A 19,964-nucleotide genomic window follows, 5' to 3' on the forward strand; every position below is an offset into this window, starting at 1 on the left:
TTAGAGGCCTGTCTTACAGGCTTTTCTTTAAAAGGTAAATAACTGAAAATTAAGAACTATAATCTTTGAAAGAGGTGGGGCATACATATAACAAAAAAGGGATTGTTTAAGAAAGGGGGATAAGAAATGGTCTTGTTTGGTTATCCACTTGAAACAATTTATTTATATGGATTTATTATTGCTACTATACTCACTGTTATTTATATCTTCTTTGGAGATATATTTGAATCGATATTTAGTTTTGGGGGCGGAGCTGTATCCGTTGTTACTTTATTACTTAGTTTCTTCGCCATGTTATGTGGGCTTAGTTATATAGGAGAATATTTGTTTTCCTTTAATAGTATTACTATTTTTGGGGCTGCATTTGCTATATCTTTTATCGGTGTTTTCATCATGAAAATACTAATTTTAAAACCGATTGCAGAAGCAGAGCAAAATACCGTACAACGTATGGATGAATTTATCGGTTGCAAAGGAGAAGTCATTACGACAATTCCTACAGAAGGATTTGGTGAAGTATTAATTTCATCCCAATTTGGAAGTAATGCAATCCCAGCTAAAACAGTTGGAAAAAAAGATATTTCGCAAGGAACAGAGGTTATTATCGAGGGAGTCCAAGATGGTGTTTTACTTGTACAAAACATCGCTTATTCTTTAAAGAAACCAAAATTATAAGGGGGAATTTACATGACGATTCCATTAATTATCGGTGGAGTTTTACTGGCAATTTTAATTCTACTCATTTTAGTATTCATTACGAAGTATCGTACGGTTGGTCCAGATGAAGCGTTAATTGTTACAGGGAACTGGCTTGGTGGAGGAAAGAATGTTGTTACCACTGATGATGGAAAGAAGATTAAGATTATCCGCGGGGGCGGTACTTTCGTAGTTCCAATTATGCAAAGAGCAGAACCTTTAAGCCTATTAAACTACAAATTAGAAGTTGGTACACGTGATACGTATACGAAGCAAGGTGTTCCAGTTACAGTAAATGGTGTTTCTATTATTAAAGTAGGTTCTACAATTGAAGAAGTATCTACTGCAGCTGAGCAATATTTAGGAAAAGAAACGGAAGAGTTAAAAGTAGAAGCAAAAGAGGTTTTAGAAGGTCACTTACGTGCAATCTTATCTTCTATGACAGTAGAGGATGCGTATAGTAATAGAGAGCAATTTGCTCAAAAGGTACATGAAGTAGCTTCTACAGATTTAAAGAAGATGGGACTTCGCATTGTTTCTTTCACAATTAAAGAAATAATGGATAAAAACGGATACTTAGATGCGCTTGGTCAGCCGCAAATTGCGACCGTTAAGCGTGATGCAACAATTGCGAACGCAGAGCGTGAAAAAGAAGCACGTATTGAAAAAGCACGTGCTGAAAAAGAGGCAAAAGAAGCAGAATATCAACGTGATGCACAAATCGCTGAAGCTGAAAAACATAAAGAATTAAAAGTACAGTCCTATAAGAGGGAACAAGAGCAAGCCCGTGCAGATGCGGATCTTTCTTACGAATTACAACAAGCGAAAGCACAACAAGGTGTTACAGAAGAGCAAATGCGCGTTAAAATCATTGAGCGTGAAAAGCAAATCGAGTTAGAAGAAAAAGAGATTGCGCGTCGTGAAAAGCAATATGATGCAGAAGTTAAGAAAAAAGCAGATGCAGATCGCTATGCTGTTGAGCAATCAGCGGAAGCAGAAAAAGTAAAACAAATTAAAAAGGCAGATGCGGATCAATATAAGATTGAAGCTGAAGCGAGAGCTCGTGCGGAAGAAGTACGTGTAGAAGGTTTAGCGAAGGCGGAAATCGAAAAAGCGCAAGGTCAAGCGAAAGCGGAAGTACAAAAAGCACAAGGTACGGCGGAAGCAGATGTTATTAGATTAAAAGGTTTAGCAGAAGCAGAAGCGAAGCAAAAAATTGCAGAGGCATTTGAGTTATATGGCCAAGCGGCAATTATGGATATGGTTCTTAAAATGCTTCCAAGTTATGCGAAGGAAGTTGCAAGTCCGCTTAGTAACATTGATAAAATTACAGTTGTTGATACAGGCGGCGGTGGTAAAAATAGCGGCGCCGGAAAAGTTGCGGGTTATGCAACTGATTTAATGGCAACGATGCAAGAAACGTTAAAAGCTTCTTCTGGAATTGACTTAAAAGAGTTATTAGAAGGATTTGCTGGAAAAGGAACAGTACAGCAATTATCAAGTGATAAACCTGTTGTATCTGTAGTAGAAGATGAGAAAAAAGAAGTAGAAAAAGATAAAGAATAGTAAGGTGGAAAGAACCTCTAGTAAGTGAAATACTGGAGGTTCTTCTGTGAATTATAATATTTCGAATAATATACATTTTTATATATTGTTTTAATTATTTAATTTATATAGAATGAAAAAGGTATGTATTAACTCTTTAATAGAAAAAGAGACAAAGAGTTAATACAATTAATCGTGTAATTTATATAAATAAATTAAATGTGAGATAATTACATTTAAAACGGTATGGAGGGGTAGAAATATGTTTCAAGGGAAATTAAGGAGTAGTAGTTTAAAAACAAAGTTACTTGTGTCATTTGTTATCATTTTAATTCTTCCAAGTATTGTAATTGGTTGGACGTCTTATCAACAGGCGAAGACGAATTTTAATGAAACGATTTTAAACTCGGCGAAAGATAATATAAAAATTTTGGATAATGTAATTAATAAAGAATTGGATAGTAAAAAAGTAGATGCAACTTATTTTACGAAATTATTCACACAATCAAGTTACCAAGCAGATCAAATTCAAAACATACAAAATAAACTAGAAGAATACAATAAACTGCATCCAGAAATGGAAGCAATCTATACAGGATCTAGTAATGGACAGTTCATTCAATCACCAGCTATTCAGATGCCAGATGGATATAATCCTACAGAAAGAGATTGGTATAAAGAGGCCGTGAAGAAAAGTGGAGAGGTAATTGTAACTGCTCCATATAAGTCAAAAACGACAGGGAATATTGTTATTACACTAGCAAAACAAAACGAGGATAAAAGTGGAGTTCTTGGGATTGACTTAATCATTAATAATATTGTTACTACTTCTAAGATGGTTAATATCGGTAAGGAAGGATATGTAGCGATATTTGATCAAGATAAAAATGTAGTAGCGCACCCGAAAATGAAGCCAGGAGAGAAATTAGAAGAGAAACTTAGTAAAGAATTGTATAAACAGGAAGCTGGAGATTTTTATTATTCATTAGATGGTGAAGATCGCAATATCACTTTTAAAACGAATAAGAAAACTGGATGGAAAATAGCAGGAATTATGCCTTCAAAAGAAATTATCGAAGCAGCTAACCCTATTTTCTATAAAACAATAACTGTTATTGGTATTTCATTAGTAATTGGTGGGATTTTAATTTACTTCATAATTGCTTCTATTATTAGTCCGTTAAAACAACTTGTTATATCATCGAAAAAGATTAGTGAAGGCGATTTAACAGAGTCAATTACAGTTCATTCTAAAGATGAAATTGGGCAGCTAGGAGAAAGTTTTAACGAGATGGCTGCATCGTTACAAAGTGTCATTTCCAATATAAACACTTCAGCAAGTCATGTAGCGGCATCTTCAGAAGAATTAACAGCTAGTATGAAGCAGACAAGCGAAGCAACGGAACAAATTACACAGGCGATAGAGCAAGTATCAAGTGGTGCAGAAATACAAACGAAAGAAGTTGAAGAAGGAGCAACATTGTTAGAAGAAGTTACAGAAGGAATTCAGCGTGTTGCAGATAGTTCTTCATTAGTATCTACAGCCTCTATGTATACGAAGAAAAAAGCTGAAAATGGTGGGAAGTTAGTTGAACAAACTGTGAATCAAATGCAATTAATTCATGAGTCTGTTTCGCAGTCAGACAAAATCATTGGTTTGTTAGACGATAAGTCGAAACAAATTGGAGCAATCCTTGAAGTGATTCAACATATTGCTGAACAGACAAATTTATTAGCGTTAAATGCGGCAATTGAGGCTGCGAGAGCTGGAGAGCAAGGAAGAGGATTTGCAATTGTAGCAGATGAAGTGCGAAAGCTAGCAGAACAATCAGGACAGTCTTCTACGGAAATTGGGAAACTAGTGAAAGAGATTCAATTTGATATAAAAGAAACAGTAAGCTCTATGAATCAAGTTGGAGTAGAAGTACAATCAGGACTTGTAGTTGCAAATGAAACGAAGCAAAGCTTTGCTGAAATATTGAAATCTACGGATGATACAGTTGTACAAATTGATAACATGGTAGATGTAGCAAAACAAATGACGGTAGATGCAAAACAAGTAAGTGCATCTATTAATGAAATTGCAGCTACAATTGAAGAAAATGCAGCAAGCGTTCAAAATATTGCTGGTTCCTCTGAGGAACAATTAGCTTCAGTAGATGAAATAAATGCAGCAGCAGTCCATTTATCACAAATGGCAGAAGAATTACAAGAGATGATTAGTAAGTTTAAAGTGTAATAACGAATGTTAAGAAACGAGGTAGTAATTTTACTTCGTTTCTTTTTTTATGAAGAGAAAAAGAAAGAAATATAGAGTAACCGTGTTATGATTAAGTATAATTAAAGAGACTGTATATTCTTTAAATTCTATCTTTAATCATGTTAGGGGAATGGTTTTGAAATTAAAAAAATTAAAACTCCAACCGAGAATTACATTAACTATTAGTACACTTATTTTAGTTGTACTTATGCTAACGAGTTATTTATTTTATTACATATTATCTGAAACGGTAGAAGAGCAAATTGGCAAAAGGGCTTTGCATGTTGCGAAAACAGTTGCTGCTATACCTGAAATAAAGGAAGCTTTTCAAAAAGAAAACCCAGCTTCTATTATTCAGCCGATTGCAGAAAGAATTCGAATGGATACAGAGGCTGACTTCATTGTAGTTGGAAATAAAGAGGGGATTCGATATGCACATCCTGAGCGAGATAAAATAGGAGAAGCGATGATTGGTGGAGATAACAAAGGCGTTTTATTAGAAGGAAAATCATATGTTTCGAAAGCAACTGGATCATTAGGCCCTTCATTACGCGGAAAAGTTCCAATCCGTAATCAGGAAAATGAAATCATTGGTGTGGTGTCTGTTGGATTTTCAATGGATGATATTCATGGAGCGGTAGAGGTGTATGGAAAGCGTGTATTTTGGATTACAATAATAGGCCTATTAATTGGAGTAATCGGCTCTATATATTTAGCGGCAAGTATAAAAAGAATGATGTTCGGTATGGAACCAGAAGAAATTTCATCTTTATATGAAGAGCATAGTACAGTGATTCAATCTGTACGTGAAGGGATTATTGTAATCGATAAAAATGGCATGATTAGTTTAGTCAATCAAGCAGCTTATGATATTCTTTCGCTAGATAAACAACAAAATATTATTGGGGAATTTATTTTAAATGTAATTCCTAATTCAACGATACTAGATGTACTTCAAACTGGTGAAGAACAGTTTGATCGCCAATTAAATATAAAAGGACAGGCTGTTATTGCGAACCGTCTACCTATTAAAGTAAAGAATAAAGTAACTGGCGTTGTATCGAGCTTACGTTTGAAATCTGAAATGGATCAGTTAACAGCAGAATTATCTCAGACGAAGCAATATACAGAGGCATTACGAGCGCAAGCGCACGAATATAACAATTTATTGTATACGCTTTCAGGTCTTATCCAATTAGAATCATACGAAGATGCTTTAGAGCTTATTCATAAGGAAACAGCGGTATATCAAGATTTTGTTCAATTTATTATGAAGCGGATTCAAAATCCATGGCTAGGTGGAATTTTAATTGGATTTTATAATAGAGCACGAGAGTTGAAGATTGATTTTATGCTAGATAGAGAAAGTGGTTTACACAAATTAAGTCCACATATTGAGAGTAATTATGTCGTTTCTATTTTAGGAAATTTAATTACGAATGCATTTGAAGCAATTGAAAAAAATGAAGAGAATGATAAGAGAGTAAGGATGTTTGTAACTGATATTGGAGAAGAAATATTAATTGAAGTGGAAGATTCAGGGCAAGGGATTCATGATGAAATAATTACTAGCATATTCTATAAAGGCTTTTCGACGAAAGAAGGAGGAGAGCGAGGATATGGATTAGCAAAAGTGAAAGAGTTAGTAGAAGATTTAAATGGAAGTATTGCAATCGAAAAAGGGGATTTAGGTGGTGCGTTATTTATTATTGCACTACCGAAAGAGAGAGGCGAATAGTAATGGGTGAGGAGATTGAAGTATTAATTGTAGAAGATGATATTCGGATTGCTGACATTCATCGTCGTTTTACTGAAAAAATTGAGGGATTTAAAGTAATTGGAACGGCAACGACTGGAGAACAAGCGAAAGAATGGCTAGAGCTTGTGAAGCCACAGCTTGTGTTATTAGATGTGTACTTACCTGATATGCAAGGAACGGAACTTGTCACATATATTAGGCATCATTTGCACGATACAGATATTATTATGATTACAGCGGCATCGGAAACAGATGTAGTGAGGCACGCCCTGCGGGGCGGAGTAACAGATTATATTGTAAAGCCACTAATGTTTGATCGATTTAAGGCGAGTTTGGAAAGTTATCAAAAAAAGATTGTGCAGCTGAAGAAAAATAATCAATTATCTACAGAACAAATAGAACATTTATGGTCTCAAAGAGGCGTAAAGGGAAATGAAATGGAATATGCCCCGAAAGGGATAGACCCCTTAACTTTAGCAAAAATAAAAAAACATATGTTAACAGTTAATGAAGAAGGCATTACAGCAGAGGTACTAAGTTCAATGGTAGGCGTAAGTCGATCAACTGCAAGGCGCTATTTAGAGTATTTAATATCTGGGAAGAAAGTCCACGCAGAGCTAATATATGGGAGTGTGGGGAGACCGGAGAGACGGTATTTTCTTGTTTCTTCATAATAAAAAACAGTAGAGGATTTATTTCTTCTACTGTTTTTTGCGTCTTATATTGGAATAATCCCAATTACAATGCCAGTAATCAACATCACCATTGTCGTTCCAACTGCCCACAATAAAGTAAAACGTTGATGTTCACCAAAATCAACTTTTGCCATCCCAACTAATAAATAAGTGGATGCAACAAGAGGACTTAATAAGTGAACGGGTTGCCCAAGTAAGGAAGCACGTCCCATTTCAGCTGCACTAATTCCGTAAGTAGCAGCAGCCTTAGTTAAAATAGGTAATACCCCAAAGTAAAATGCATCATTGGACATGAAAAATGTGAATGGCATACTAAGAAGAGCTGTAATAATTGGCAATTGTGGTCCAAGTGCATCTGGTATAAGAGTTACTACACTGTTAGCCATGGCATCTACCATTTTTGTTCCAGATAAAATACCAGTGAAAATACCGGCAGCAAATACGAGAGAAACAACTGCTAATACATTCCCTGCATGAGAAGCAATACGTTCTTTCTGTTGTTCTAAGTTTGGATAGTTAATCATAACAGCAATAGCAAAAGCGACTGTAAATAAAACAGGTAACGGCATAACTTCTAGTATGAGACAGACAAGTAATGTAGCGGTTAATAAAAAGTTAATCCATAGAAGTTTAGGACGTTTATGCACTGCGGCTTCGACAGTTGCAGCTTGCTCATCCATTGTTTGCATTTGTTTTAAATACTGTACATCCATAATTCCTAAACGTTTTCTTTCTTTTTTTCCAAGATAGTAAGCAACGAAAACAACCCAAATTGCACCAGCAATCATTCCTGGAATAAGAGGTGTAAATAATTCAGAAGCCTCAAGTCCAAGTGCGCTCATAACACGAGCTGTGGGTCCACCCCAAGGTGTAAGATTTGTTACCCCCGCCCCTAACATAACAACTCCAGCTAATATGAGGGGGTTCATTCCAAGGCGCTTATATAGTGGATACATTGCGGAAACTGTAATCATGTATGTTGTTGTACCGTCACCATCTAGAGAAACGATAATAGTCAATATAGCCGTTCCGACAACGATTTTTAAAGGATCTCCTTTTACAAATTTTAAAATCTTACTAATGACAGGATCGAATAAACCGCTATCAATCATAATCCCAAAATATAAAATAGCGAACATAAGCATAATACCAGTAGGTGCTAATTTTTGAATTCCCTCTAACATCATAGGCCCCATATTGGCATAGAATCCGCCAATTAATGCAAAAACACTCGGAATTAATATTAATGCTACTAGCGCTGACATACGTTTCGTCATAATTAAAAACATAAAGACAAATACCATCGCAAATCCAAGTAGTGCTAACATGTAATTTCCCCCTCAAAAGAATGATTGCGCTTTCGAAATAGAATAAAAATTCAGAAAAAGGTTTTTTATTTATAATAAAAGCATCTATTCAAATGGTAAATAATTTGAAAAATAACATCATTAGAAGCATAATTTTTATTTTGTTCATTTTGTTCATGGTAGTTAATTTGAATTTTTAAAAAGTAAGCTGCTCCTCGTAAGAATGGTAGAATAAGATGAAAATAGTGAAGTGTGAAATAGGGAGTAGATGTTATATGAAAACGAGAATTGAAGAGATTTATAGCTCTTATGAAGGAAAAGTAGAGGAGATTTTTATTAATGAATCTTCTTACGTATATGAATGGGAGAAATTACTGATGATCCGAAAAAATGACGGTGAGCTTAAAAAAATTGCAGTCGGGATTAGTGGAAATATAAGATTGGTAAATGTAGAAGTTGGACAGGAAATTAGTGAGGATACATTATTAGTTAAATTAGAAGATGATTTATTAATTACAGGTTGTGAGTGATGAGAGATGTGTAGAAATAACTACACATCTTTTTTTGTTTCCTATATTACAAAAAGCACATTGTTTTTTCACAAATCTCACACAACCTTTTGGTATTCTTTTCGTGGAGTATACGGTTTCTAGGGAGGAATATTGATGAAAGTAAAATATGTCGTACTTGCTATATGTTTATGTTTCGTATTTACGGTAGTCGGGTGTGGGAAAAAGGAAACAGCAGCTGTTGCCATTGATGAGAAACATGATAAATGTGATATTTGTCAAATTGGGGTAACAGATAATCAATTTGCAACAGAAATTATTTTAGAAAATGGAAAAGCGTTAAAGTTTGATGATATCGGTTGTATGTATAAATGGATGGAGATCAACTCAGGTGAAAAGACGAAAGAGAAATTTGTTCGAGATTATGATTCGAAAGATTGGATTTCGTTAGAAGACGCTACTTACGTATATGATAAAACAATAACGACACCGATGGCTTATAATGTCATTTCATTTAAAAATAAAAAAGATGCAGAGAGCTTTGTATCTAACTATAAGGGGAAAGTTCTTTCATATAAAGAGCTAGCAGAGCATAAATGGGAAATGAATAAAGAGATGATGGGGAAACCGAAAGCAGGAAATCATGGTGGACATCATTAATGATAGAAAAAGACAACTATATAGTTGTCTTTTTCTATTATTACTCAGGTGCAAATATAGAAAAGGTGTAAAATTTTTAGAAGAACGGTTACAATGGAATATAGTAACCTAAAGCAATCATTTATCCCGCATTAACGGGCAATAAGATCCCCACCTCAAAATTTAGTGAAAGCAAAGAAGTTAGGTGGAGTCGGGCTGCCCGTAAAAGCCCGATTGGTGTGGGCTAATAATTAGTGGTGGATGAACAAAACCCCCACTAATTAAAGTTTCACTTTATGTACTTTTTAGAAATGTATACAAATGCGGTAAAAACGTGCTAAACTAATTGCTTCATAATGTTAATGATGGGGCCATCAGGCGTATCATTTCAATAGGTTGAGAAACATAGTATAAGCTTAAGATAATCCGATTAAAGAAGGAATATAAAGGGCTTATGGATAAATGTACTCAAGAAGAGTTATTGTATGTGATGGAGGAATGGTTAAGAAAACATTATCTTTCATAGGAGCTGTAGTTGTGAGAAAACAAAAAATTTTATTATGTATTTTATTAGGACTTTTAATGACGGTAGTGGCTTGCGATAAGCAAGAAGAACCAGAATCGAAACCGGTTCATGTGAAAAATGAAAAGAAAAAAGAGAAGCATAAAGAACAGGAAGAATCTAAAGAAGAGAAAAGTATAAATTTAATGGACAAACAGTTGTTACTTTCAGCTACCCTTGGAGACACAGAGACAGCTATGAAGTTGATTCAGGATGGAGCGAATATAAACGTAGAAGGTGACAACGGAGAAACGCCTGTCCTTGCAGCGACGTACCAAAATCATGTAGAGACAGTTAAAGCATTAATTGGTGCAGGTGCTAATATTGAAATTAAAGATGAGAAAAAAAGTAATCCACTTCTTTATGCAAGTAGAGAAGGATATACGGATATTGTAAAAGTATTAATTAATGCAGGAGTTAATACGAAAGAAACGACTAGGTCAGGTGGGACAGCACTTATTTCTGCATCTGAGCGTGGCCATGTAGAGGTTGTTAAAGAATTATTAGAGCATACAGATATTGATGTGAATTATAAAAATGAACGTGGTGGAACAGCGTTATTAGAAGCAATTGTATTAGGAAATGGTAGTGAAAACCATAAGAAAGTAATTCAATTGCTTATTGATCACGGTGCAGATGTAAACATGGCTAACAAGGAACATCTGACGCCACTGCAATACGCTGAAAAAAGAGGTTTTAAAGATATTGTAAATATGTTGAGGGTAGCTGGAGCGAATGAAGTAGTACAGCCACAACAACCAGTAGAGTAAAAAACGGAAAAATAATCCCATTTAGATAGACAGAATGAAGAAATCAGTTAGTATGATGGATTCAGTAATGTGTATTTGAATGGGATTTTTATTTTGAACATGAAAAATAGATTATGAATGGATGGTATATGGAGTAAATAAGGAGGATAAAAATGAGGCTCTCAAAACTTGATTTAATAGTAATTCAGGCAGAGGTTTTATTTGTTCATAATCAAGTAGGAAAAATGAAATATGTAAATGAACAAGGAAATCCGAAAGCACCATGTTTTTTTCTTGGCAGAACTCGTGAAGGGAGTATAACGAGATATCATTGTAATGTGGACGATGAAACGGTAAGTAAGATTGAGAAGTTAATTCGAGAACCTTCAAAGCATATAGAGATAGCAAAGATTATTAATATATTAAATGAAGAAAGAACAGTGGAAAATATTTGGATGGGTCCTGCTTTCATGTTTCATAGTAATTTACATAAGCCGACTAGAACAATACAAATAACTGAGAAGAATAGAGAGCTTTTGCGAGAAAATTTTCCTAATCTAATAGAACAGATGGAATGGAGGAAACCTTATTTTGCAATTGTAAAAAATGAAAAGGTAGTTTCCGTTTGTTGCAGTGCCAGAAGTACGCCCGTAGCTGCTGAGGCAAGTGTGGAAACTTTAGCGGAATTTCAAGGGAATGGATATGGTACTGATGTTGTTACAGCCTGGGCCTTATCAATACAAGAGGAAAAGCGCATTCCACTTTATAGTACTGCTTGGGATAACTTTGCTTCGCAAGCAGTGGCAAGCAAACTAAAACTTATTAACTATGGAATGAATTTACATATTGATTGAATTTTAAGTATTGTTTCGTTCTATTCGTTTGTATTCGAATATACGGATTAATGTAAATGGTGATATGGTGAATATTAACATTCGGTTAACACCTAATTAACAATCTATCAAAACTGACTTAATAAATGCGTAATATAGTAAAGGTAACAAAATAAATAGGGTAGAGAACATTTGAGAACACCCACTTACATATAATGTGCCACTTTCTTAGGTGTGCTCTATTCCCTAGAGTTCAAATAAGGAGAAAGGCGTTCTATGTAAGTAGGTGTTTTTAGTTTGGATAAAAATAGAACAGTTAGGTGGAAAAAATGTTTAAAGAACCTTATATTGCGATGATAAAGGATTGGAAAGGATACAAAGCATACAAAAAATTGCCGAAAACAGTTTTTCTTATGACTGGTTCAATGCTGGAATTACCAGAGCGTGTATATGAATTGCAGAAACATGGACATGATGTATTTCTTCATTGTGATTTTATACAAGGCTTAAATACGAATACAGAGGAAGCGCTTTTGTATATTCAAGATGTTATCGGGGCACAAGGTATTATTTCAACAAAGGGTTCAACAATTCGAAATGCTAATAAAATTGGATTGAAAACAATTCAACGTATTTTTATTGTAGATACTTTATCCCTTACTAAATCAATTGAAAATTGTAAAACGACTAAACCAAATGCAGTAGAGATTATGCCGGGGATTATGCCTTCTATAATTAAACAGCTAGTAGAGGAAATAGAGTTTCCTATTATTGCAGGTGGGCTGATTCAAACGCGAGAAGATGCGGAAATTGCAATTCATGCAGGAGCAAGTGCGATTTCAACAAGTCATTATGAAGTATGGATACAAGAAGAAAAAAGGAGTGCAACCTTGTGATTGAATTGAAAAATGTTTCAAAGGTATATAAAAATGCAGAAGAGACAGCGGTTAAAGGCGTATCGGTTCATATTAAGAAGGGTGAATTTTTTGTTTTAGTTGGACCTTCGGGATGCGGGAAAAGCACATTATTACGAATGATCGCTGGCTTAGAAGAGATTTCTTCAGGAGATTTAATTATTAATGAACGTGTTGCAAATGATCTAGAGCCGAAAGACCGTAATCTATCAATGGTATTTCAAAATTATGCATTATATCCACACTTATCTGTAGAAGAAAATATTTTATTTGGACTTAAGGTAAGAAAAGTACAAAAAGAAGAGCGACAAAAGCGATTAATGGAAGCTATTGAAATGGTAGGACTGAAAGAGTATGTGAAAATGAAACCAGGCCAATTATCAGGCGGACAAAGACAGCGTGTTGCACTTGCCAGGGCAATTGTGAGTCAAGCGCCAATCTGTTTAATGGATGAACCACTTTCGAATTTGGATGCGAAATTACGTGCGCAAATGAGAATTGAAATTAGAGAAATTCAGCAGCGATTAGGAATTACGATGATTTACGTTACCCACGATCAAATAGAAGCGATGACTATGGGAGATCGTATCATGGTTTTAAATAAAGGAAGTATACAGCAAGTTGGAACACCACTTGACATATATAACGAACCAGCAAACGAATTTGTTGCAAACTTTATAGGTTCTCCTTCTATGAATATAAATGATGGGGAAGTAAATAAAGAAAAAGGTGTATTACATATAGGGCAATTGCAAATTCCATTATCTATTAGACAGTTAAAGCAATTACCAGAAGGAACAATTCGCATAGGCATGCGCCCTGAGCATATTGTACTGTCTGAGGAGGGACAAGAAGTGACGTTGCAATCTGTAGAAGTATTAGGGAATGAGTCTATATTGAACTTTGCGGTAAATGGAACAACTTGGAGTGCGAAAGTCATCGGACAGTTACTCTTGAACAAAGGTGACAAAGTAAAATTATTATTCTCGCAAGAAAAGTTATGCTTCTTTAATGAAAACACGAATGAACGCTTAAAAGTGGTAGCTGAAGAAGAGTTGAAAGTGGTGGCGAAATAATGATCGAAGTAAGTAAGTTACCAGTTCAAACAAAGGTGTCAAAAAAGAAAAAATTATGGGGGAGAACGAAAGATTTAAGAATAGGATTATTGTTTTTGGCGCCATCTATTTTGTTATTTTCGATTTTTTTGTTCTATCCATTGTTTAGGACAATTTACTATAGCTTTTATTTAACCGATATACATGGGGAAGCTAATCTTTTCGTTGGCTTAGAAAATTATCAATACTTATTCTCTGATCCAGCCTTCTACAAAAGTATAAAATCAACTTTATTATTTGTTTTATATACAGTGCCTACGAGTATTATATTTGCTTTGTTTCTTGCATTGATTGCAAATGGAAAAGTAAGAGGTATTGGGTTATTCCGAGTTCTGTTTTCTTCGACGATGGGAATATCAGTAGCTGCTAGTGCAGTGATTTGGCTATTTTTATTTCATCCAAGTGTAGGATTATTTAATAATATATTAGCTTCTATGAACCTTCCTGCAATCGCATGGTTAACGAGTCCGGACTGGGCACTATTCTCTGTATCAGTTACAACAGTTTGGGTGAATACAGGTTTTGCATTTTTAGTTATATTAGGTGGTTTACAAAATATCGATACGTCGTTATATGAGAGTGCATCTATAGATGGTGCTAGTTATTTATATAAACTTCGCCGTGTTACATTACCGATGCTATCACCAACTTTATTCTTTATTGTAACAGTAACATTAATTAGTGCGTTCCAAAGCTTTGGACAAATTGATATTTTAACGCACGGTGGACCAAATGATGCAACGAATTTGATTGTGTACTCGATTTACAAAGAGGCGTTTGTGAATCATCAATTTGGAACAGCAAGTGCACAAGCAATGGTATTATTTGTTTTCATTTTCCTTGCTACATTACTTCAATTTAAGTTTGCTGAGAGAAAGGTGCATTATAAATGATTGTTAAACAGTGGAAACAAAATTTCCTATTATACATGCTGCTCATTATTAGTGCAGTAATGGTATTTTTTCCTGTACTGTATGCATTTTTAATAAGTTTTATGACACCAGACGATGTTCAAATGAGAAGGTTATTTCCGACCCAGTTTACTTTTGATAATTTCATTAATATTTTTCAAAAAGTACCACTTTTTACATACTTATATAACAGTTTAATTGTATCGACAGTCGTTATGATTGGACAACTTATCGTATCAAGTTTAGCAGCTTATGCTTTTGTTTTTCTTCAGTTTAAAGGGAGAAACTTAATTTTCTTCCTGTTTATTTCAACGATGCTTATTCCGTGGGAAGCAACGATGGTGCCTAACTTTTTAACGATTCAAAACTTTGGTTGGATCAATAGTTTCGCCGGGATGACAGTGCCGTTTTTTGCAACAGCTTTCGGTATTTTCTTGTTACGTCAACATTTTATGACACTTCCGAATGAACTGAAAGAAGCTGCGTTTATTGAAGGGATTGGAAATATAAGATTTTTATTCAGCGTTGTAATTCCGTATTGTAAAACGAGTTTTATTACGCTTGGAGTATATAGCTTTTTAACAACATGGAATATGTATTTATGGCCACTTTTAGTGACCACTGATGAAAAAGTAAGAACAGTGCAAATCGGTGTGAAGCAGCTTCAGTCTCAAGAAGTTGCAACTGATTGGGGAAGCGTAATGGCCGGTGTTACGGTTATCGTTATTCCAACATTGATTTTACTATTTTTAGGGCAAAAGCAATTACAACAAGGATTAACAAAAGGTGCAATTAAATAATTAAGAGAAGGTGAGATTTAAATGAATCTAGTAAAAAAAGGTGCTGCTCTATTAATGGTAGCAACAATGGCATTATCTAGTGTCGCTTGTTCAAATAGTAAAACAGAGGGAAAACCTGAAGCACAGGCAAAAGTAGCACCAGTTGAAAAAAATGGTGATAAAACAGTAATTCGCTTCTGGCATGCGATGGGTGGAAAAACACAAGGAGTACTAGATGGTCTTGTTGCAGACTATAATAAGTCGCAAAATAAATATGAGATAAAGGCAGAGTTCCAAGGAACATATGAAGAGTCTTTAACGAAATTTAGAACGATGTCTGCAACGAAAGAAGCGCCAGCTCTTGTTCAATCGAGTGAAATTACAACGAAATATATGGTTGATAGTAAAAAAATCACACCAATTGATAGCTGGATAAAAAAAGATAAGTACGATACGTCAAAATTAGAAAAAGCAATTACAAATTATTATTCAGTTGATGGAAAAATGTATTCTATGCCATTTAATTCATCTACACCAGTATTAATTTATAATAAAGATGCTTTCGCAAAGGCGGGCTTAGATCCAGAGAAAGCTCCGAAAACATATGCGGAATTACAAGAAGCAGCGAAAAAGTTAACGATTAAAGAAGGCGGAAATGTAAAACAATATGGATTCTCCATGCTTAACTACGGTTGGTTCTTTGAAGAATTGTTAGCGACACAAGGTGCTTTATATGTAGATAACGAAAACGGTCGTAAGGATGCTGCAAAGAAGGCGGTATTTAACGGTAAAGAAGGACAGAAAGTATTTGGAATGTTAGATGATTTAAATAAAGCTGGCGCACTTGGAAAGTATGGAGCAAGTTGGGATGATATTCGTGCCGCGTTCCAGTCTGGACAAGTTGCTATGTATTTAGATTCTTCAGCAGGTGTTCGTGATTTAATTGATGCATCTAAGTTTAATGTAGGTGTTTCATATATTCCGTATCCAGAGGATTCGAAACAAAATGGTGTTGTTATTGGTGGAGCATCATTATGGATGACGAATATGGTTTCAGAAGAAACGCAACAAGGTGCTTGGGACTTTATGAAATATTTAACGAAGCCAGACGTACAAGCAAAATGGCATACTGCAACAGGTTATTTCTCAATTAATCCAGATGCATATAATGAGCCATTAGTAAAAGAGCAATATGAAAAATATCCACAGTTGAAAGTAACAGTAGATCAACTGCAAGCGACGAAGCAATCTCCAGCAACACAAGGGGCTTTAATTAGTGTATTCCCAGAATCACGAGATGCAGTTGTAAAAGCATTAGAAGCGATGTATGACGGGAAGAATAGTAAAGAAGCGTTAGATGAAGCTGCCAAAGCAACAGATAGAGCAATTAGCATTTCAGCTCGTACGAGTCAAAAATAAGAGAAAGCCGTATCCTTAAAAGGGATACGGCTTTCTTTATAGGGAGATAAGGGATCAAAGAAATGATGAAGTCTTATCTCTTTTATATGAGTAAAGGGTCTAGAGTGAATGTTGTCCTTTTCATTATTTATTTAACTCCATTGCGACTTGTTTACCATTTACGAAAACCTCTACTACCGCTACTACAACTTCCATTACTTTTTTCATCTCTCCTTGTTTTTTGTTTCATTTCTTACTTTCAGTATAAGGAAATACAGTAATTACAACTATCGAATTGGATGACAAGAGACTTACATTGTTGTAAGGATAATAGTTTAGTTTGTAATAAAGTGAAACTGTAATCAGTTGGGGGGGCGTACTGCCCGTTAATGCGGGATAAATTTGATTTAAGATTAAGATTCGGAAGTTTCTGTTGTTTTGAACTATAATTAGAAAGAGGGGGATAATATGAAAAGAATTCTTGTTATTAGTGATATTCATGGAGAGATAGAAAAGTTCGAACAGTTATTGGAAGAAGCACAATATGATGCGAAACAGGATCAATTAATCTTACTGGGAGATTATGTAGATCGTGGTCCAAATGCGCGTGCTGTAATTGAAAAGGTAAGAGAATTGAAAGAAGAGGGAGCACTCATTTTAAAGGGAAATCATGAAGATATGATGATTAAGGCGTTAACGACAAATGAGGAACGTTCATGGAACCATTGGGTAAAAAGAAATGGTGGAGATAAGACATTATATAGCTATGGATTTGTAGAAGAGGATATTGCGGTTAATGAGAAAGACTTCCAAAAACCGATTTTACACTCTCGTGTATTAGAGGAACATATAAAGTTTATTCAAGAATTAGATCATTACATTGAAACAGAAGAGTATATATTTGTACATGCTGGGGTTGAACCGATGAAACGAGTTTCTGAATCTGAACCATATACGTTAATGTGGATCCGTAATGAATTTCATAATGGATATAGCGGTGAAAAGGTTGTTGTATTTGGGCATACGGAAACAAAAACGCTTCATGGTAGTGAGGAGTGCGGAGTGTATTTTGGTAGTAATCGTATTATTGGAATTGATGGCGGGGCTGTGTACGGTGGTCAGCTAAATTGTTTGGAATTGCCGAGTAAAAAGGTATATGTAATAAAAAATTGAAAGAGATAAGAGGAATCTTATTTCTTTCAATTTTTTATTAAGCTAAATTTAAGACAAAGTTTTTATAATAAAACTTCAAAATTTTAGAAGGAAATAGTTAAAAATGAAAATACGTAATGTAACTACATTCTTTTGCTATGAAGAGAAGAAATGTAATAATAAATAGAATTGAACTATTTGATGGAAGGTGAGAGCATGCGCTTACTTGTAGTAGAAGATAATGCCTCGTTATTAGAGTCTATCGTACAAATTTTGCGTGATGAATTTGAAGTAGATACGGCAATAAATGGAGAAGATGGATTGTTTTTAGCGCTTCAAAATATATATGATGCAATTTTGCTGGATGTGATGATGCCAGGGATGGATGGATTTGAAGTAATTCAAAGAATACGTGATGAAAAGATTGAAACACCAGTCCTGTTTTTGACAGCGAGAGATTCTTTAGAAGATCGGGTGAAGGGATTGGATTTTGGTGGAGATGACTATATCGTTAAGCCATTCCAGGCCCCTGAATTAAAAGCGAGAATTCGCGCTTTACTACGCAGAAGTGGTAGTTTAACAACGCAGCAAACGATTCGTTATAAAGGGATTGAATTGTTCGGAAAAGATAAAGACGTTCAAGTAGATGGACAAAGTATTAAGTTGACATTGAAACAATATGAGCTACTAGAGTATCTCATTCAAAATAGCGGGAAGATTTTAATGCGTGAACAAATTTTTGATCGTGTTTGGGGATTTGATTCAGATACGACAGTAGCCATTGTGGAAGTGTATGTGCATCATTTGCGTAAAAAATTAGAACCATTCGGTTATCAGAAAGATATTCAAACTGTTCGAGGTATTGGATATATATTAAAAGAACAATGAAAAAAGGAAGTATGTTTCAAAAGACACGCATTCGTTTGACTATAGTGAATTCATTAGTATTTATCCTATTAATAGGTATATTAGGTAGTATTATTTATTCATACACATATAAGCGTATTTATAATGAAGTGGATCAATCTATAAAAATGATGGCTCAGTATAGAGAAAAATTAGATGTTAAAATACCACCAAGAAAACGTATGGAGAATATCCAAATTGGAGATCCGCGAGTAACTAGAATAACTTGGAATGGGAAAATAGTGAAAATAGAGGGCGATAATCGTAAATTCCGTTCAATTTTTGAAGAGAATTTGGAAAAGTTTTCTCCGGAAAAAATAGGGGAGTTACAAGATATCAAAGTACAAGGACGATATTTTAGAGCATTTTCGCTTCAAAAAGATGGAGAAATAGTTCAAATCGTGCGAGATATAACAGCGGAAGAAGGAATGTTAAATACTTTATTTTTAATCCTCGTTATAGGTTGTAGCATAGGAAGTTTATGTGCGATAGGTATCGGCTTTTTCCTAGCTGGCAGAGCACTCGTACCTATTCAAAATTCATGGGAGAAACAGCAGCAATTCGTTTCTGATGCATCACATGAATTAAGGACACCGCTTGCAGTTATTCAATCAAAAACGGATGTGTTATTTCAGTCACCATCCGCTACGATAGAAGAAAAAGCGATGGATATTTCTACAATTTCAAAAGAATGTAGGCGGTTATCAAAACTCGTTAGTAATTTATTATTACTAGCACGTTCTGATTCTAATCAAATTGAGATGGATAAAAAAACATTTGAACTTGATAAATTGTTAGAAGAAATAGTAGCTCCATATAAAGAGATTGCTTCTTATCAAGAAAAAGAAATGATACTAAAAGTAGAACGTGACGTATCTTTTATGGCTGATAGAGAGCGGATTCATCAAATGATGGTCATACTGTTAGATAATGCGATGAAGTATACAAACGAAGGCGGGCATATTCAAATTGATTGCACGCAAACGAGTAGTTCGATTCGCATACAGGTGAAAGATGACGGGATAGGAGTGAAAGAAGAAGATATTCCGAAATTATTTGATCGTTTTTATCAAGGGGATAGAGCAAGAAGTACGTCAGAAGGAGCTGGATTAGGTCTTTCAATCGCAAATTGGATTGTAGAAAAGCATTACGGAAAAATATCAGTAGAGAGCAAATGGGGAGATGGCACTTGTTTTGAAGTGATTTTCCCTAAAAACCAAAAAATATAAGTAAGA

General features: G+C 34.8%; 18 protein-coding genes and 1 pseudogene. 18 read left to right on the plus strand and 1 reads right to left on the minus strand.

What is annotated here, in order from left to right; all coding sequences use genetic code 11:
* Nucleotides 1-126: 126 nt before the first annotated feature.
* From AB6801_RS28890 to AB6801_RS28915, 6 genes and pseudogenes are all read left to right on the plus strand, one after another.
* Nucleotides 127-675, plus strand: a complete 549-nt coding sequence (locus AB6801_RS28890; protein ID WP_000242433.1) for an NfeD family protein — start codon at nucleotides 127-129, stop codon at nucleotides 673-675.
* 12 nt (nucleotides 676-687) lie between these two features.
* Nucleotides 688-2,262 (plus strand): flotillin lipid rafts scaffold protein FloT, encoded by a 1,575-nt coding sequence (locus tag AB6801_RS28895; RefSeq protein WP_000155022.1) that lies wholly within the window; start codon nucleotides 688-690, stop codon nucleotides 2,260-2,262.
* Between the two features lie 241 nt (nucleotides 2,263-2,503).
* A pseudogene (locus AB6801_RS28900) lies at nucleotides 2,504-3,538 on the plus strand (HAMP domain-containing protein); the annotation flags it as partial.
* Between the two features lie 81 nt (nucleotides 3,539-3,619).
* Nucleotides 3,620-4,480, plus strand: a complete 861-nt coding sequence (locus tag AB6801_RS28905; RefSeq protein ID WP_370941341.1) for a methyl-accepting chemotaxis protein — start codon at nucleotides 3,620-3,622, stop codon at nucleotides 4,478-4,480.
* Nucleotides 4,481-4,631: 151 nt separating this feature from the next.
* Nucleotides 4,632-6,239, plus strand: coding sequence for an ATP-binding protein (locus AB6801_RS28910; RefSeq protein WP_080024498.1), 1,608 nt, complete (start codon nucleotides 4,632-4,634; stop codon nucleotides 6,237-6,239).
* 2 nt (nucleotides 6,240-6,241) lie between these two features.
* Nucleotides 6,242-6,934 carry a response regulator gene (locus tag AB6801_RS28915; RefSeq protein ID WP_000503463.1) on the plus strand — a complete coding sequence of 231 codons (693 nt, stop codon included), beginning with the start codon at nucleotides 6,242-6,244 and terminating at the stop codon, nucleotides 6,932-6,934.
* Between the two features lie 44 nt (nucleotides 6,935-6,978).
* On the opposite strand, the gene AB6801_RS28920 is transcribed toward AB6801_RS28915, so the two are convergent.
* Nucleotides 6,979-8,283 carry a CitMHS family transporter gene (locus AB6801_RS28920; protein WP_000880474.1) on the minus strand — a complete coding sequence of 435 codons (1,305 nt, stop codon included), beginning with the start codon at nucleotides 8,281-8,283 and terminating at the stop codon, nucleotides 6,979-6,981.
* Nucleotides 8,284-8,537: 254 nt separating this feature from the next.
* Between AB6801_RS28920 and AB6801_RS28925 the strand changes: the two genes are divergently transcribed.
* From AB6801_RS28925 to AB6801_RS28980, 12 genes are all read left to right on the plus strand, one after another.
* Nucleotides 8,538-8,792: a hypothetical protein gene (locus tag AB6801_RS28925; protein ID WP_000857377.1), complete on the plus strand. Its 255-nt coding sequence runs from the start codon at nucleotides 8,538-8,540 to the stop codon at nucleotides 8,790-8,792.
* Nucleotides 8,793-8,927: 135 nt separating this feature from the next.
* Nucleotides 8,928-9,431, plus strand: coding sequence for a nitrous oxide reductase accessory protein NosL (locus AB6801_RS28930; RefSeq protein WP_000865666.1), 504 nt, complete (start codon nucleotides 8,928-8,930; stop codon nucleotides 9,429-9,431).
* Nucleotides 9,432-9,872: 441 nt separating this feature from the next.
* A complete protein-coding gene (locus AB6801_RS28935) occupies nucleotides 9,873-10,742 on the plus strand; it encodes an ankyrin repeat domain-containing protein (RefSeq protein ID WP_000287336.1) in 870 nt (289 codons plus the stop codon).
* 152 nt (nucleotides 10,743-10,894) lie between these two features.
* Nucleotides 10,895-11,575 (plus strand): GNAT family N-acetyltransferase, encoded by a 681-nt coding sequence (locus AB6801_RS28940; protein WP_097999541.1) that lies wholly within the window; start codon nucleotides 10,895-10,897, stop codon nucleotides 11,573-11,575.
* A gap of 308 nt (nucleotides 11,576-11,883) precedes the next feature.
* Nucleotides 11,884-12,450: a glycerol-3-phosphate responsive antiterminator gene (locus AB6801_RS28945; RefSeq protein ID WP_000472001.1), complete on the plus strand. Its 567-nt coding sequence runs from the start codon at nucleotides 11,884-11,886 to the stop codon at nucleotides 12,448-12,450.
* The gene (locus AB6801_RS28950; RefSeq protein WP_000571380.1) at nucleotides 12,447-13,544 is read left to right on the plus strand and encodes an ABC transporter ATP-binding protein; all 1,098 of its coding nucleotides are present in this window, start codon (nucleotides 12,447-12,449) and stop codon (nucleotides 13,542-13,544) included. Before AB6801_RS28945 ends, AB6801_RS28950 begins: the two co-directional genes overlap by 4 nt.
* Complete coding sequence (locus AB6801_RS28955) at nucleotides 13,544-14,476, plus strand: carbohydrate ABC transporter permease (protein WP_000573803.1); 933 nt, start codon at nucleotides 13,544-13,546, stop codon at nucleotides 14,474-14,476. Before AB6801_RS28950 ends, AB6801_RS28955 begins: the two co-directional genes overlap by 1 nt.
* The gene (locus AB6801_RS28960) at nucleotides 14,473-15,294 is read left to right on the plus strand and encodes a carbohydrate ABC transporter permease (protein WP_000635956.1); all 822 of its coding nucleotides are present in this window, start codon (nucleotides 14,473-14,475) and stop codon (nucleotides 15,292-15,294) included. Before AB6801_RS28955 ends, AB6801_RS28960 begins: the two co-directional genes overlap by 4 nt.
* Nucleotides 15,295-15,315: 21 nt before the next feature.
* The gene (locus AB6801_RS28965; protein ID WP_001055009.1) at nucleotides 15,316-16,692 is read left to right on the plus strand and encodes an ABC transporter substrate-binding protein; all 1,377 of its coding nucleotides are present in this window, start codon (nucleotides 15,316-15,318) and stop codon (nucleotides 16,690-16,692) included.
* Between the two features lie 447 nt (nucleotides 16,693-17,139).
* The gene (locus AB6801_RS28970; RefSeq protein WP_048568054.1) at nucleotides 17,140-17,844 is read left to right on the plus strand and encodes a metallophosphoesterase family protein; all 705 of its coding nucleotides are present in this window, start codon (nucleotides 17,140-17,142) and stop codon (nucleotides 17,842-17,844) included.
* A gap of 195 nt (nucleotides 17,845-18,039) precedes the next feature.
* The gene (locus AB6801_RS28975) at nucleotides 18,040-18,711 is read left to right on the plus strand and encodes a response regulator transcription factor (protein WP_002102717.1); all 672 of its coding nucleotides are present in this window, start codon (nucleotides 18,040-18,042) and stop codon (nucleotides 18,709-18,711) included.
* On the plus strand, nucleotides 18,708-19,958 hold the full coding sequence (locus AB6801_RS28980; RefSeq protein ID WP_000715830.1) for a sensor histidine kinase: 1,251 nt from the start codon (nucleotides 18,708-18,710) through the stop codon (nucleotides 19,956-19,958). Before AB6801_RS28975 ends, AB6801_RS28980 begins: the two co-directional genes overlap by 4 nt.
* The last annotated feature ends 6 nt before the right edge of the window (nucleotides 19,959-19,964 follow it).

Source organism: Bacillus sp. RCC_6_1 (assembly GCF_041360755.1).
Classification (GTDB): Bacteria; Bacillota; Bacilli; order Bacillales; family Bacillaceae_G; genus Bacillus_A; species Bacillus_A cereus.

Bases quoted from the DNA above. Each gene is read 5' to 3' on its own strand.
- AB6801_RS28955 (WP_000573803.1), top strand. From the start codon at position 13,544: ATGATCGAAGTAAGTAAGTTACCAGTTCAAACAAAGGTGTCAAAAAAG.
- AB6801_RS28905 (WP_370941341.1), top strand. From the start codon at position 3,620: ATGAAGCAGACAAGCGAAGCAACGGAACAAATTACACAGGCGATAGAG.
- AB6801_RS28920 (WP_000880474.1), bottom strand. From the start codon at position 8,283: ATGTTAGCACTACTTGGATTTGCGATGGTATTTGTCTTTATGTTTTTA.
- AB6801_RS28925 (WP_000857377.1), top strand. From the start codon at position 8,538: ATGAAAACGAGAATTGAAGAGATTTATAGCTCTTATGAAGGAAAAGTA.
- AB6801_RS28975 (WP_002102717.1), top strand. From the start codon at position 18,040: ATGCGCTTACTTGTAGTAGAAGATAATGCCTCGTTATTAGAGTCTATC.
- AB6801_RS28935 (WP_000287336.1), top strand. From the start codon at position 9,873: ATGTACTCAAGAAGAGTTATTGTATGTGATGGAGGAATGGTTAAGAAA.
- AB6801_RS28970 (WP_048568054.1), top strand. From the start codon at position 17,140: ATGAAAAGAATTCTTGTTATTAGTGATATTCATGGAGAGATAGAAAAG.
- AB6801_RS28910 (WP_080024498.1), top strand. From the start codon at position 4,632: ATGGTTTTGAAATTAAAAAAATTAAAACTCCAACCGAGAATTACATTA.
- AB6801_RS28930 (WP_000865666.1), top strand. From the start codon at position 8,928: ATGAAAGTAAAATATGTCGTACTTGCTATATGTTTATGTTTCGTATTT.
- AB6801_RS28965 (WP_001055009.1), top strand. From the start codon at position 15,316: ATGAATCTAGTAAAAAAAGGTGCTGCTCTATTAATGGTAGCAACAATG.
- AB6801_RS28915 (WP_000503463.1), top strand. From the start codon at position 6,242: ATGGGTGAGGAGATTGAAGTATTAATTGTAGAAGATGATATTCGGATT.
- AB6801_RS28895 (WP_000155022.1), top strand. From the start codon at position 688: ATGACGATTCCATTAATTATCGGTGGAGTTTTACTGGCAATTTTAATT.
- AB6801_RS28940 (WP_097999541.1), top strand. From the start codon at position 10,895: ATGAGGCTCTCAAAACTTGATTTAATAGTAATTCAGGCAGAGGTTTTA.
- AB6801_RS28980 (WP_000715830.1), top strand. From the start codon at position 18,708: ATGAAAAAAGGAAGTATGTTTCAAAAGACACGCATTCGTTTGACTATA.
- AB6801_RS28890 (WP_000242433.1), top strand. From the start codon at position 127: ATGGTCTTGTTTGGTTATCCACTTGAAACAATTTATTTATATGGATTT.
- AB6801_RS28960 (WP_000635956.1), top strand. From the start codon at position 14,473: ATGATTGTTAAACAGTGGAAACAAAATTTCCTATTATACATGCTGCTC.
- AB6801_RS28945 (WP_000472001.1), top strand. From the start codon at position 11,884: ATGTTTAAAGAACCTTATATTGCGATGATAAAGGATTGGAAAGGATAC.